The organism is Streptococcus huangxiaojuni (assembly GCF_040930515.1).
Lineage (GTDB): Bacteria > Bacillota > Bacilli > Lactobacillales > Streptococcaceae > Streptococcus > Streptococcus huangxiaojuni.
Genome location: NZ_JBFQEG010000013.1, coordinates 42209 through 55862, shown reverse-complemented (window position 1 = coordinate 55862; position 13654 = coordinate 42209). Strand labels below are relative to the sequence as shown.

General features: G+C 39.6%; 15 protein-coding genes and 1 pseudogene. All 16 read right to left on the bottom strand.

Annotated features, from left to right (window positions below):
- Positions 1–310: 310 nt before the first annotated feature.
- Positions 311–703 carry a 30S ribosomal protein S9 gene (rpsI, locus tag AB3329_RS08060; RefSeq protein WP_067064006.1) on the bottom strand — a complete coding sequence of 131 codons (393 nt, stop codon included), beginning with the start codon at positions 701–703 and terminating at the stop codon, positions 311–313.
- Between the two features lie 21 nt (positions 704–724).
- Positions 725–1171 carry a 50S ribosomal protein L13 gene (gene rplM, locus AB3329_RS08055; RefSeq protein WP_368395389.1) on the bottom strand — a complete coding sequence of 149 codons (447 nt, stop codon included), beginning with the start codon at positions 1169–1171 and terminating at the stop codon, positions 725–727.
- Between the two features lie 726 nt (positions 1172–1897).
- The gene (locus AB3329_RS08050) at positions 1898–2419 is read right to left on the bottom strand and encodes a UU032 domain-containing protein (RefSeq protein WP_368395387.1); all 522 of its coding nucleotides are present in this window, start codon (positions 2417–2419) and stop codon (positions 1898–1900) included.
- A 2-nt stretch (positions 2420–2421) separates the two neighbouring features.
- Positions 2422–2907, bottom strand: a complete 486-nt coding sequence (locus AB3329_RS08045) for a Panacea domain-containing protein (RefSeq protein WP_368395386.1) — start codon at positions 2905–2907, stop codon at positions 2422–2424.
- A 376-nt stretch (positions 2908–3283) separates the two neighbouring features.
- Positions 3284–3781, bottom strand: a complete 498-nt coding sequence (locus AB3329_RS08040; RefSeq protein ID WP_368395385.1) for a CHAP domain-containing protein — start codon at positions 3779–3781, stop codon at positions 3284–3286.
- 274 nt (positions 3782–4055) lie between these two features.
- Positions 4056–4652: pseudogene (locus AB3329_RS08035) on the bottom strand (GH25 family lysozyme); the annotation flags it as partial.
- The gene (locus AB3329_RS08030) at positions 4653–5123 is read right to left on the bottom strand and encodes a phage holin, LLH family (RefSeq protein WP_368395384.1); all 471 of its coding nucleotides are present in this window, start codon (positions 5121–5123) and stop codon (positions 4653–4655) included.
- The gene (locus AB3329_RS08025) at positions 5120–5404 is read right to left on the bottom strand and encodes a DUF7365 family protein (protein ID WP_438272901.1); all 285 of its coding nucleotides are present in this window, start codon (positions 5402–5404) and stop codon (positions 5120–5122) included. Before AB3329_RS08025 ends, AB3329_RS08030 begins: the two co-directional genes overlap by 4 nt.
- A 25-nt stretch (positions 5405–5429) precedes the next feature.
- Positions 5430–5579 carry a CD1375 family protein gene (locus AB3329_RS08020; RefSeq protein WP_368395381.1) on the bottom strand — a complete coding sequence of 50 codons (150 nt, stop codon included), beginning with the start codon at positions 5577–5579 and terminating at the stop codon, positions 5430–5432.
- A 25-nt stretch (positions 5580–5604) separates the two neighbouring features.
- Complete coding sequence (locus AB3329_RS08015) at positions 5605–6063, bottom strand: hypothetical protein (protein ID WP_368395379.1); 459 nt, start codon at positions 6061–6063, stop codon at positions 5605–5607.
- Complete coding sequence (locus AB3329_RS08010) at positions 6056–6211, bottom strand: hypothetical protein (RefSeq protein ID WP_368395377.1); 156 nt, start codon at positions 6209–6211, stop codon at positions 6056–6058. The genes AB3329_RS08015 and AB3329_RS08010 overlap by 8 nt, the downstream gene beginning before the upstream one ends.
- A 10-nt stretch (positions 6212–6221) precedes the next feature.
- Positions 6222–9236: a phage tail spike protein gene (locus AB3329_RS08005; RefSeq protein ID WP_368395376.1), complete on the bottom strand. Its 3015-nt coding sequence runs from the start codon at positions 9234–9236 to the stop codon at positions 6222–6224.
- A complete protein-coding gene (locus AB3329_RS08000) occupies positions 9233–10036 on the bottom strand; it encodes a distal tail protein Dit (protein ID WP_368395375.1) in 804 nt (267 codons plus the stop codon). The genes AB3329_RS08005 and AB3329_RS08000 overlap by 4 nt, the downstream gene beginning before the upstream one ends.
- Before the next feature lie 11 nt (positions 10037–10047).
- A complete protein-coding gene (locus tag AB3329_RS07995) occupies positions 10048–12897 on the bottom strand; it encodes a phage tail tape measure protein (protein ID WP_368395373.1) in 2850 nt (949 codons plus the stop codon).
- Positions 12884–13195, bottom strand: a complete 312-nt coding sequence (locus tag AB3329_RS07990) for a hypothetical protein (RefSeq protein ID WP_368395371.1) — start codon at positions 13193–13195, stop codon at positions 12884–12886. Before AB3329_RS07990 ends, AB3329_RS07995 begins: the two co-directional genes overlap by 14 nt.
- A 47-nt stretch (positions 13196–13242) precedes the next feature.
- Positions 13243–13608, bottom strand: coding sequence for a tail assembly chaperone (locus tag AB3329_RS07985; RefSeq protein WP_368395370.1), 366 nt, complete (start codon positions 13606–13608; stop codon positions 13243–13245).
- Positions 13609–13654 lie beyond the last annotated feature (46 nt).

Here is a 13654-nt window from a genome sequence, read left to right as displayed (position 1 = left end):
AAAAGCGGGTCGGCCAGTATGAGACTTTTCTTCCAGCAAAACATGATTAGGGATACTGTCCACAAAAAGACTGATGAGTCTAACCTCATGATTCATGGGAATATCGTAAGCAAGATTTAGTTCCAAATTCAACTGATTTGTGTTATACTCTTTGTACATGGTCATGGCTTTCTAATTGTTTTGTGTTATTATCATTATAAACCATGGCACAGGAAAACGGGCATCTCCAACTGCGGAATTGCCCGTTTTTTTGTGTACTGAAGCTAGTTTTTGCCCAGCCCCTTTTGAAACGTCGGTATATCGCTGATAATTAACGTTTTGAGAATTGTGATGCTTTACGAGCTTTCTTAAGACCTGGTTTTTTCCGTTCAACCATACGGGCGTCACGGGTAAGGAGGCCTGCGCGTTTAAGTGAATCACGGAAGTCAGGGTCAACTTGAAGAAGCGCACGGGCAATACCGTGGCGAATGGCTCCAGATTGTCCTGCATAACCGCCGCCTACAACGTTGACAAAAACGTCATAAGAACCTGCTGTTGACGTTACGGCAAACGGCTGATTAATAATAAGGCGCAAATCAGAACGAGGGATGTAATCTTCAACATCTTTTTTATTTACTGTAATTTTACCAGTTCCTGGGACTAAACGAACGCGAGCCACTGCATTTTTACGGCGTCCGGTACCTGTATATTGTGCTTGTGCCATTTATTGATGCTCCTTTCTCTCTTAGATAAGTCCTGTGATATCGAGCACTTCTGGCTGTTGAGCCGCATGGGTGTGCTCTGAGCCGACAAATACTTTCAGCTTCATGCCTTGTGCACGACCAAGAGTATTGTGCGGAAGCATACCCTTAACTGATTTTTCGATCAAGCGCACAGCATTTTTGGAGCGCAATTCTCCTGCAGATATTTGTTTTAGACCGCCAGGGTGCATTGAGTGCGTATAATAAATTTTGTCGCTTGCTTTTTTACCAGTCAATTTTACTTTTTCAGCATTGACAACAATAACAAAATCACCGGTATCAGTGTGGGGGGTATAAGTAGGCTTATTTTTTCCTCGAAGAACACTGGCAACAACAGCTGACAGACGTCCAAGCGGCACATCGGTCGCATCAACAAGGTACCATTTGCGTTCAACTTCACCTGGCTTAGCCATGTATGTTGTTTTATTCATGATTTCTCCTATACAAATCTTTATGTTTACTAGCAGTGGATGTTCCGGTCCACAAGGTATTTGAAGGGTTCCGGGGCCTTTCAAATGGGGTAAACAATACCATTCATAATCATACCAAAAAACTAAGACCAAAGTCAAGACTTTTTTCTTATATTTTCAAAGAGCTGTCCCAAAACCAATAACGATGTCTGACCGGCAGAGTTCTGTCCTCTTCTTCAAGCTTATCTTGATTTTATCGGAATCATGAAGTCAATTGATTTTGTCCTTGGTAAATAGCAATGGTTTGAGCATCATAGGCATATCCCACATCCAAATGCCAGCATCTTTCGGGTCTGCAGCGATGCTGAGGTTATCCGGATATCTCAAATCTGATAAGCCTGCTCCAATCCTTTAAACTTAAATATAGGCTTATCCGGCAAAATACTTTCCACCATCATCACTTACTGCCATCTTATGCCGCTAAATAGACACTCAAATCGGGCTGCTGCTTTTAAACTTCAGAACCATATTTGGCCGTTCAGCTATTCTTTGCTTTTTTAACAAGATAAGAGCCCGAGAACATTTACAGTCTTGCGGTTTCTTCCATCAATTAGCGAAACCCTACAAAATAAAGGTTTTAGAGTTTGTTCTTCCAATTTTTTAACGCATTTTTTCGGAGCTTTTCGTAAATTCTGCCCCTTTTTTGCCCCTTCAAAAAAACTCTAGCAAAAGTAGCTAGAGGAATAATTATGAGTATTCTTCTACAGGACAAAATTTATACTTTTTATAATCTTTTTGATTATATTTTTTAGAACTATATCCTAAATGATGGTAGTCAATTAATAACGGAAAAATTCTATTACTAGAAAAATTACAAATTAATCTTATAGAGCCATTCAAACCAAATTGCCAAAGAGATAATTGTTCAGCATCAATACGATGTAAGTCTTGAATTGCAATCTTATATTTTTGAAATGCTTCATCATTAGTAGGAATTTCGTGACAATGTTGAAATTGGCTATTCTTTTGTGGCGACCATTCTTTAGTTATTGTCGGAATCAGTTTGTTTAAGATTTTCGTTATATACTCAGCGTACATGCTATCATCTTTTAAGTAACTCGTAAAATCCTTACTTTTATTAGAATAAGATTTTATCCAGTTAGAATATGAGAAATCAAAGATAATTTCATTTTCAGGGCTTTTCTGTTGTGGTATTCTATTCGCCTTTGGAGATGAAGAAGGAATTTTACTTTTCTTTCTTTTAGACACAATTATACCAACCTTTCAGCATAAAAACGAAAAATTGTTTTAGTTGAAATGGTCTTATGACTGCTTTCTAATGGTTTTAACCCTTTTCTGGCTTCTTGCCACGGATACTCATTATGAGATAAAGTCTCTAATTGGTTGCCATCAAAATTACCATAAATTTCGATAACTTCATCAATTGAAGAAAGTTCATCCTTGTTCAAGATTTTTTCATAATTAATTTCGAAACCGCTATGGTCAATGTTTGTTCCACGATAATCTTTAAAATATGTATACACTTCTGGAATAACAGGACCATGAACCCAAGCTTCAAAATCAGCTGGGAACATCAAAGAAGAGGTTAACTCATCCTCATTGTCATTTTCAGCTGTTAGTGCTAAGTGCCATGATTGAACGTAGTAAAGCAACTTTTGTAATTTTTTTGGTGTAACATCTGTTACCCGTTTAACATCAATAATATATTTTATAACTGCTTCTAACTTTTTATGCATAGCTAAAACCTCCTTTATCATTTGAGAGGCAAAGTGATATTAGGCTTTAATCTCCCTTTGGCAAATCCACTAATAAAAAATAACACAAGCGCCACATCTGTCACCTGTGCAAATAGTATAGCCTATATCTTACATTATTTTATTATATATTAATTTTACAACATTACATCCGTTTTCTCAATAGAAAAGGGGGATTTTTTATAAAAAAAGTATAAAAAACAAAAAACCGCTCATTTGATGAGCGGTAGTTTTTATTATAATTATTAGAAAAAACTATATTAACACACAAGCAGACTGCGCTTTTTACGTCTAACGCTAAGACGGTAAGGAGATACCTGCTTTCTTTTTTTATATTGTCGCCTGCTTGTGCTTAAGCTTATTTTTGATAAGCTACTCTGATGTAGCAGACCATGTCTGACAAATCCCTGTGCACAATCTGAGCCGGCGTACCGTAGTACAGATTGCTGTAATCACCTATGTTTTGCTCAACAGTCCAGATAGTGCCATCTGGGTCAACCTGCCAAATGTAGCCAGTATGACCGAAGTCATGGCCGGCCTCTGTTTTAACAAAAAGGTCCCCAACCCGTGGACTTTTGTCAGCCGGAACAATCTCATAGCCTAATGACTGTGCTGAAGCTGGTAAGTCAATAGCATTACCATGCAACAGCAAAGACACATCCACAAAATGACCGGACCACATATAGGCGACATCTACGCATTGCATACCGTAAGCGCCATCATAATCAATACCGCTTCCTTCTGCAGCTAAGCGGGTGAAATACTCATTAGTCTCATGCACTGTGAATTTTGCTGTGTGGGCTTTAATAACAGCAGGCGCTGCTATCAAAGCAATTAGGCCTGCTACAAGCAGCAATCTATTTCTTAAGGAGTTTTTCCAGCAATTCATTGGTCTTTGAAATTTTAGCATTAACTGCCTGTGCTTGCAGTACATCGAATGTTTCTGTTGATACTGTGATGTGTTTCACTCCTTGGTCCCAATATTTAACGGGGTCTGTTGCTTTTTGCAATCCAAAAAAGGCACCGCCGTCAACTACGCCAATGCCTCTATCTTTAGCTCCTACTGTATACATATGATTTCCTCCTGTTGTTGCATTTAAAATTTCTTCTGCTGTTTCTGCAGCTGATGCTGCGCTGTCACTGTCAATCAAAACAATATTTTTGTCAAGGCCGCCGGCAATCCCAGTGCTTGTAAACTGCCACCATCGGATACCGTCCATTGATGGAAACACAGACCATACCGGATTTGGTGTTACATTATAATTTGGATAGGCAGCAATCCATAAGCTGTTAGGATACTTAGCTAGGATTTGCTGATAATCCACATATTGCAAAGTATAAGGCCTGTAGCTGTAATAGATAGGCTTATAACCTGCCTGTGCTACTCTGTCCATAAAGGCTAAAATAGCCGTTGTATTTGCTGCTTTCGAAGCACTGGCGCTGTCCTCATAGTCACAAACGAGATAACTAACTTTCTTGCTTGGCAAATAAGTCAGCAGCATGTTTGCTTCTGCCACAGCCTGAGCTGTAGACCCGCCGAAACGTGCAAAGTGGTAATAGCCAACCGGATTACTCGTATTAGCTTGCGTCTGACGATAAGCAGACACATAGTTTGTTCCTTCGGATACTTTGATGATGGTGTTTTGAGTGCCCGCAGCTTGACAAATCGCTGTTAAATCAGCCGGTTGCCAACCGGACACATCAATAAAGTAATCGTTCTTCTTCATCTACTCACCTTCTCCGGCTAAGTATTTTTCAAATTCTGCTACTGCAGCTGCTTGTTCATCATCTGATAAAGTGACAGCACCAATTTCTAAATCATCGTTAAAGATAGTTTCCTGCTCAACTTTGACACCTGGCGTTGAACTGTCTTTAAGTTTATTGACCGCTGCTTCTATCAAATCGTCCAGCTGATTGGCCGATACCTTAAATTTAAGCGGGCTTTCCGCTATGTATTCTGATAGTTTCTGCAGGGCCAGCTTTTTCTTATCACTTCCTGCAAAATTGGCATACTGTTCTAAGGCTTGTACAACGCGCATAGCATAATCTTCCAAAACCTTGATGCGTGCATTTGCAGTTCTCGCTTTGAGCCAGAGCAAGAACTGATAAAAAAGAGGGGACAGCGCCCCTAAAATAACAATAACAAGTGTGATGTTTTCGATAAGTTCTTCAATCATTTTCATGATGTTTATAATCATTCATTTCCTCTTTCTTTAATCATGGCTTTGAGTTCTTTTACGTCTTCTGTCAAGTTTTTGATTTGTTCTGCAAAAGCAACTAAAGCTTGGTTCTGCTTGTCGTGGTCATCAAGTCGTCTTGTATGTGTTTCTAAGTTCTTTTCTAAAAGCTCTACCTTGAGCTCAATAGTATTAATTCTTGTTGCTTGCTCAATGCTTTTAGCTCTTAAGACATTGTAAAAGCTATAAACGGTGATAGCAAAACCTATAAAGGTAATTAGTACTTGATACTCAGGCTTCATCAATTAGCTTTCTCCTTTCCATACCCTAATCCTCTTTAGTAAGCTCTGCTAATAAATCTGCGTCTTCAACCGCTAATTCAAGCTGTGCATATACTTTTGGCTTAAGTGGAGCCGGTACACGCCTGTAAGGCCAACGGCCTGCTAAAATATTAATCACGTAAAGTTTAACCATCATGTCAATCCCTTCTTCCTTAGTTTCCTTAATTTTCTGCGTCGCTGCTTTCAGCTTCGCTATCCAATAGCTCAATGTCGTCATCTGCAATCACTCCTTTTGCATATAGCTGCTCAATAATATCAAGCAGCACCATTTGAGAGGTTTCAGACGTTTCAGCGATTTCCGCCATTTGCATTCTGCTGGCTTCCAGTGCTTGGTCTAGCTCTGCCAGTTTAGCGTTAGCCGTATCAATGATGGTGGACATTTCGTCCACCCGCTGAATAGCTTCTGGCATAGCGTAGTCCACGTACTGCTTTTTAAAGTAATTATCTAAAGCAGCTTGTATCAGCTCTTGTTCCGATGCTTTGGTAAAATCACCTGACAAATCAGCGCTGATGACAATATACGGCTTATCGCTGATGATTGTGACATTAGTCTTAGTTATCTTCCCTTCGCTGTCCAGTGAGGGGTACAGCGTTGAGACCCTGTAGTTAATCTTAGTCATCTGTCACCTCTGTATAGTTTTCGGTTTGCTGTTGAGCATTCAACTGCTCCTGCAACTGCTCAATCTGCGCTTGTAGCGTCGCTTTGTCCAATGTCAGCTGAGCAACTTCGAACGCTAGTTTGCTTTGTATATTTTGATTAATGTCCATGTAACCTCCTTTACGGTAATTTAGATGGGAATGAAACTGAGTAACTGTATTTTGGTTCAGATGCATTAAAAATGGCTGTTACAGTATTAATTAAAGTATTCCACATATCGTTAAAATCGTAGACTGTCCCTCTGCTTTTTAAAATAAAACGGCCATCGTCCCGAAAGTATATTCCGGCTCCGTTATTAACAGTGCTTTCTATTCCAGTGCCCCAGACATTATAAGTTTGTCCTCTGATAAGTCGCAAGCCGTTCGACTCGTTAGTCCCGTAATATGCTGAATAAAGATAATTAGCACGTACTTTGTTCATGTAAACAGACCCATCATCACCGCTAAATTCAAAGCCTCCGCCCTGATAATTACCGAAAGTAAGTGCGTATTTATAGCCTTTTGCAACATTCAACAGTGTCCCTATAGGTTTTTTACTGCTGTTAATATAACCACCCCAAGACACCATACGAGTGCTTCCACCGTAAAAAGATATTCCAGCTGCATCATAAGCTGTCCCCCAACCTTCACCATTATTGTCCATATCAAGACGGCCATTGTTGAGGTTAAAAGTAGTCCGGCCATTGTTTGCTGTTAATATCCCGCCATTAATACGATTGGCGGTCATCGTCCCTGTGGTAATGTTTGAGGCATTTAGATTGATAACATTAACGTTTCCAGCATTTAGCGTTCCGGTGGTTATTTTATCAGCAGACACATTAATCAGCTTTGATGACGCTATAGTTGCGTCGTCAATAACTGTCTTACCAGTAATCCTAACTAATGACCCATCGATTAAAACGGAGCCGTCTTTGTTAAGGTTAATCTGATTGAGCACATCGCCGGATGAGTTGAGATTTCGCACTGCCCAAGAGCCTGCTAGTTGGCTAACCTCGGAAATGCTTGCTGTACTATCTTCTGTGCGTATAAATGTTGTAGGGACAGTTGTACCTTTTACTAGTGTAATCTCTTGTACAGCAATCTGACCATCACCTTTTAGATAGACCCTAAAAGGATAGGTGTCAAAAGTCATATCTTTATCAAGAGTGAAGCTTCCAATCACTACCCGACTTCCCGTTGTTGTAAATATCCACCTGTTTATAGATATAGGACTATCATCAGTTTGCATACCAGTTCCAAGTGCTATTGATATCAAGTCAGTTAGCTTATCAACAACAATGCGTATACGATACGAGTAAGTTCCAGCTTTTAAAACATTTTTAGTTAGTGGTATCTTAAAGCCAACATTGGCTGTGCCATCTGTAACAGCTATTTTTAGTCCTTTATACGATCCCCAGTTAACTTTTGAGATTTTTAAACTATCTTTTGGATTGATTGCTGCGTAATTTGTAAATTCAACTGGATCTGCAATCAAATTGCCAGTCTCACCAAAAGTTAAATCGCCAACACGAGTAACAAATGCGCTATCAGTCATCACTAGCTGGCTAATTTTAGCTCCAATTTCACCTTCAGTTGAGCCGATAGTACGCACGTACGTATCAACAGTTTCTTTCACTGCGTTTAGTTTGCTGTTGTTTTCAGATGCCGTTTTCTTTGCTTCTTCTGCTAAGTTATTTGCCACCTCAGCCTGCGCGTATGCATCGTTTAACTTTTGGTTATGTTCAACAGCATTATTTGCAGCTTCTTCTAGCTTTGGCTGCATTTCGTCAAGGGCTTTTTGAACAGTATCAGTATCCGATGTACGAAGTATTTCAATCCAGTTTTCACCGTCCCAATAATACATAATCCGTTCAGTTTCGTTTTCTGGGTCTAGCCTATACCAGATATCGCCACTTTTTACTTTTTCAGCTGGTGGAGTTCCATCGCTGTACCAATTGGTATTAAGGCCATTTGCGCTGATTAAAGCTGTTACATGATTGTTAGTGCTACGAATAACTGTATCAGATAACTGTCTAGCTAATTGTTGGGCTCTGAGAGCTTCAGAAACGTTTAACCTATCTCCTAATTTAATATCAGATGCTAAATTTGTCAGACGATCTATTGTGACTTCAAAGACTCGTGTTGTATAATCTAAATTTCTATCACGTCTAACCACCCTTACTCTATCTCCAATTCCAGCATTTAGATATGCAGCTGTGGTTTTAAACGTAACTTGTGGGTGCGACTTTTCTAACAAATACTGATAAGTCCTTTGCAATAAGTCTGCTTTATCATCTGTATCAAACTCAACCATTCCGACTTTCGGCATCATGCCTTTAGGTGTTTTAATGCCGTAAATGGCTGTAGCACTAGGTAATTCAACATACTCTTGTCCAAGTGGCTTATCAACCGGATTTTTCGGCTTCGTCCAAACGACATCAGCAAATGTAATTTTACGGCCGTAACCATCTGCTTCATTACCTGTCTCTTCTGCTGAAGATACTTGCTCGCCGCGTCCGCGGCCAATAACAGCAGTCACAAGGTCTGTTTTCTCTGCACGATGGATAATTTTTAAGGCATTATGTCCCCAGACAACACGTTTCCCTGCGTTAGCACCGATTTGTTTTCTGAAGTCAATATACTTAGCGGTAATCTCGTTGCCTGATATTTCAACGAAAAACTGCATTTCTAATGACCAGACTTCACAAACTTTTTGCAGCGCCTCAAAAATTGACAAATAATAAAATGTCGTAGAAGCTCTAATGCTTTCAAACACATTTCTTGCCTGCCAGTTGGTGCCTGTCAATAACCTATCAATGACGGGCCGTGGGAAGCTGTTGTTTGGCCTGATATCTTTAATCGTAGTTTTTCTTAATTCCTCTATCCCAACCTGAGTTCCTTCAAGTGTTGTTACTCCGGCGTCTGTTTCGTGCGCTGCCAAAAAGTAAAAATGATATTGATTTTTACTATTCTGCGTAGGTATCGCAATATACTCAGCTTCTTCAAGCAAGTTATCTGGCAACACCTTAACTTCTGCTGTCATTCTATCTGATACATATTTAGTATCAGTCAAAGTTTGAGTTTGAGACAGAGACTTAATAGCTGTACGGCGTATAAGCTTGATAAGCCGTTCTTGGTTGTCAAAAAGATAAATCATAGCCTTTTGTCCCTCCACTCAACTGTTTGAATTGTTAAATTTGTCCCCCTGATTAAGTCTTTATCCCTGATATAAAAATCTTCTGGTATAGATAAATTTGTCATTTCGTACAAAATGTTTTTACCATCAAAAGTAGCTGTAACCTCATCTGATTTCCAGATAATCTCTAACTCTCTCCCTAGCAAATACTGACCTTTAAAAGCTATTGTTGTTCTGCCATTAGTCACAGAAATAGTTGTGGTGTTACTTTCCGCATAAGCCACTATTCTTTCTGGTAAAACTTCATAAGCTTCCGTTAGCGCTATATTGCCAGAAGACATTTGCTTGTCTTTTTGCCTTTTATAAGGGTCAGGAACTAGCAGAGTGAAACTTGATTTTAGTGATAAGGACTGTTCCGGTATACTCTCGACTTCTTTTAAATAAGCAGTCGTGTCATACTCTATCTCATCAGCAAATGAGATGGTCAGGGCAGGGCTGCCTGCACCTGATACAGCGCCCCGCAAAATTTTATTAAGTAATGTAAATTTATTGCGCAATTCCGATGATGTTTTAGCAGTCAATTGATAATAGATTTTTATTTCAATCTCTTCCGTTCGTGTTTCGTCAACCCAAACGCCTGCTCGGCGCGGAATGGTTACCGTATTGATTTCTTGTCCAACTAATCCACGACCACTTACATATAATTGTCTATAGCCATCGACTAAATCACTAACGTATCTACTATTAATCATCAAGTCATCAGAGGGACGAGCATTATCTTTTCCTGTAGCGCTCTTATGCATTGTTTGATAATCGTACATTTTACCCCTCCTTAATAATTAGCCCTCAATCGTGCATTTGTCTCTTGCTTGTCTGTGATATCATCTACGAACAAGCTGTAATCTCTGCCGCCTAACGTCAGATTGAGCAGCAAAGGTTGCTGCTTACGTCCTATTTGCATATCCAAATTACTTGATAAACTTTGATTAACTGTGTTTGATAAATCTGTTTCAAATCCATCAGCAAAGTCGAAAGCGTTAATAATATGTTTAGTAACATCAGCAACTGTGCTTTTAACATCTTTGAATTTGCTAATCAAACTTTGATTAAAACCACTCATAATCGCTTTACCGGCTGGAATTAACAGTTTGCGGTCCTGCTGGATAGGTCCTTTATGTTCTGCAATCCAGCTTGCGATGCCGCTAACAAAACTTTTAACACCTTCAAATGCTGATTTTAAGCCGTTTAAAAAACTGTTAATTATTGCTCGACCTGCAGCAGCAAGGTCAATATTTGCTAGTCCGCGCAGAACACTGCCAATGTTGCTAACAATATTTGAAACACTGTTTTTCAAACTGTTGAAAACATTAACCGCAGCATTAACCATTCCTTGGATAATGCTAGTTACAGCAGAACGAATAGAGTTCCAAACACTGCTCATCATTGAACTGATTGCATTCATTACAGATGTGAGTGTGTTTTTAAGGACATTAATTGTTGTTGTCACAACGCTTTTAATTTGATTCCATATTGTTGTCGCAATATTCTTGATAGCATCCCAAACACCTTGCCAATCACCTTTAATAGCTGCTGTCACTGCTTTTATGATATTAGAAACAATGTTAATACTATCGCTAACAAAAGTTGTGATAACATTCCAGACAGTCTGAACAACACTGCCTATTGCATTCCAAACAGCGTCCCACGCTGCGGAAATGATAGACATTCCAGTTTGAATTATGTTTGAGATAAAATCCATAGCTGCACTAATTAAAGCTTTTATCCCTTCCCAAATTACACTGATATAAGGTTGCAAAACTTGCCACTGTGTCTGTATCGCTTCTATAATAGGAGCAAAGATTTCTGTTAAACCTTGCCAAATCATCTGAGCAGTCTCAACTATGCCAGTCCATAATGTGGAAAAGAACTCGCTTAAAGCTCCCCAAAGATTTTGGATAGCCTCAACGATAGGTGTTATCCCTTCTACAAAGCTATTCCAAACACCCGTCGCAGTTTCTACAATTCCAGACCACAAACCACCGAAGAATTCACTTAAAGCCCCCCAAATGGTTTTCACAGTTTCAACAATAGCTGTCCAGACAGCAACTACTCCGTCCCAAAGTGCCATTGCGGGTTCTTTAATAGCCTCCCAAATACCTTTAAAAAAATCAGCTGCAACACCCCAGGCAGCTTTAATAGCTTCCCATGCAATAATAAAACTAGTTTTGATGGCTTCCCATATTGCCTTAACAGCGTTTCTGAAATCTTCGTTTGTATTCCAGAGATATATAATCAAAGCGACTAAAGCCGTTAATGCAACGATGACTAGCCCGATAGGACTTGTTAAAAAACTAATAACACCGCCTAATTTGTTAAAAACGCTTATCAGAGTATCTATACTGCTGACTATTTTCTCTATTATTATCAAAAAAGGTCCAACAACTGCCACAATAGCTGCAAACAAAACAATGCCATCTTGTACTGACGGCGGTAAATCATTAAACTTTTTAACCAAATTTGAAATAAATTTGGCCAGTTTTTCAACATACGGCGCCAAACGCTCACCTATCACCGTTCTGGCCTCAAAAAGTGCGTTTTTTAGCTTTTTCATTTTACTGGCAAAAGAGCTTGCGGCACTATCAGCTTCTTTTTGCAATGCTGTGCCCTTTTCCCAAGCGTCATTAGCTAATCCAAATGCTTCAGATACTAAATCACCAGCACCTGCTAAACGTGCCATTGTGTCAATTTCTTGTATTGAATTAATACCTAATTCTTTTAATGTGGCCGTAACATCTCCGCCACTATCTTTTACCTTTCCTAAGCCTTTAATAAAGCTTGTGATGGCCTCTTGCGGATTTGTTTTCCATGTTTGTGCAAATTGTTCTGCGCTTTGACCAGCTACTTTTGCAAAGTTATTTAACTTCTTACCGCCTTGAGCGACAGCAGTATTCATTTTTTGCATAACCCGGCTAAAACTAGAACCACCCGCCTCAGCATTAATACCGACCGAACTCATAGCAGCTGCAAGTCCCATAATTTGCGCTTCTGTCAAACCAATCTGAGAGCCTGTACCTGCTAAACGAAGCCCCATTTCAGTAATCTCGGACTCTGTCGTTGCCATATTATTTCCAAGTGCAACGATAGTCGAACCTAATTTGGCAAAGTTTTTTTGTGGCATCTGCGTAATATTAGCAATTCGAGCCATGGCATTTGCTGCTTGTTCTGAACTCATATTAGTTGCAGTACCCATTTGCGCAGCTATTTTTGCAAAGTTTAGTAATCCCTGTCCGCTCTTTCCGGCTTTTATACCGAGCTGGCCAGCTACTTCTGCCAGGTTTGCAATTTCAGTCGCGCTGTTTGGCATTGTCCGACTCATTTTTAGTATGTCACCGCCGAACTCTTTTAATGCAGCACCGGAAAGTCCTGTCGTCTTCTTTACTCCAACTAATGCCGTATCAAAATCAGAAAAAGCCTTGACACTTGCAGCACCTACAGCTGCTAAAGGAACAGTCAACCCTGCAGTCATTGCGCGACCTACACTTCCTATAGTGCTTCCAATCGCTTGCATTTTATCCCCGGTACTCTGTTTGAGCTGATCTAATCCAGTTTTTGCACTCGCTATCCCCGCTTTAAATCCTGTTGTATCAGCCTTTAAAACAGCGGTCAAGCTAAAATCTGCCATTTATTCCTCCTTTCCGTTGTTTGTTTAAAAGTCTGTTCTTATCCGCTAAACTTAAACGCTTCGATGTTTGTTCTTTGTCAAAAATTGCAGCGAATTTAGTCTTTTCATCATAAAAATCGCTGAATTTCTGATAAGCCGGCCTAACGTTCTTACCGTTACCTTTCGTGGCTTGAACCGTTTGGCTAAACCACGCTGACAAAGCACATCTAAACTCATCTTCTTGTCTTTCAATCTTAAAGGCCTTTGAGTAGATAGCAAATTGTGCTGGTGTTACTCTTGATGCTTCTTGCAATGTCAAATTGTGTCTAGCCATGCACAAAGCAATTAAGTCATCATAATCATTGATTATGCCTTGCTCACTTTCGCCACTACCTGATTGCCGGCTGCTGCTTGCATCAAGACCGGTTGCTTTTTTATTTCACTATAAATTTCATCGTAAACAGGTAAAAATTTATCATCAACAATAAGCTGTTCGATATACGCTTCAATGTCACGATCACTTGGTTTATTACTATCGGTTTCTGTCGCACCTTTAATAATATCTTTTAACATTTCTGGGTCCCTCATCTCAGCGCCTGCTGTCAATGCAAGCATTCCTCCTGTACCAATCGAAACGCCTTCGCTCGTCAGACCGCGTTTGCTATTGATATATTTCAAAAAAGCCCAGCCAAAGTGCAACGGATATTTTGCGTCGTTAATTTTAATTTCCATTTTTTCCTCAATTCCAAAAGAAAAGCACAAGAGATATAGGGTTATC

What these genes read in the sequence shown, in the direction of transcription:
- rpsI (WP_067064006.1), bottom strand. Translation starts at nt 703, where the DNA reads ATGGCACAAGCACAATATACAGGTACCGGACGCCGTAAAAATGCAGTG.
- rplM (WP_368395389.1), bottom strand. Translation starts at nt 1,171, where the DNA reads ATGAATAAAACAACATACATGGCTAAGCCAGGTGAAGTTGAACGCAAA.
- AB3329_RS08045 (WP_368395386.1), bottom strand. Translation starts at nt 2,907, where the DNA reads ATGCATAAAAAGTTAGAAGCAGTTATAAAATATATTATTGATGTTAAA.
- AB3329_RS08030 (WP_368395384.1), bottom strand. Translation starts at nt 5,123, where the DNA reads ATGATTATAAACATCATGAAAATGATTGAAGAACTTATCGAAAACATC.
- AB3329_RS08025 (WP_438272901.1), bottom strand. Translation starts at nt 5,404, where the DNA reads ATGAAGCCTGAGTATCAAGTACTAATTACCTTTATAGGTTTTGCTATC.
- AB3329_RS08020 (WP_368395381.1), bottom strand. Translation starts at nt 5,579, where the DNA reads ATGATGGTTAAACTTTACGTGATTAATATTTTAGCAGGCCGTTGGCCT.
- AB3329_RS08015 (WP_368395379.1), bottom strand. Translation starts at nt 6,063, where the DNA reads ATGACTAAGATTAACTACAGGGTCTCAACGCTGTACCCCTCACTGGAC.
- AB3329_RS08010 (WP_368395377.1), bottom strand. Translation starts at nt 6,211, where the DNA reads ATGGACATTAATCAAAATATACAAAGCAAACTAGCGTTCGAAGTTGCT.
- AB3329_RS08005 (WP_368395376.1), bottom strand. Translation starts at nt 9,236, where the DNA reads ATGATTTATCTTTTTGACAACCAAGAACGGCTTATCAAGCTTATACGC.
- AB3329_RS08000 (WP_368395375.1), bottom strand. Translation starts at nt 10,036, where the DNA reads ATGTACGATTATCAAACAATGCATAAGAGCGCTACAGGAAAAGATAAT.
- AB3329_RS07995 (WP_368395373.1), bottom strand. Translation starts at nt 12,897, where the DNA reads ATGGCAGATTTTAGCTTGACCGCTGTTTTAAAGGCTGATACAACAGGA.
- AB3329_RS07985 (WP_368395370.1), bottom strand. Translation starts at nt 13,608, where the DNA reads ATGGAAATTAAAATTAACGACGCAAAATATCCGTTGCACTTTGGCTGG.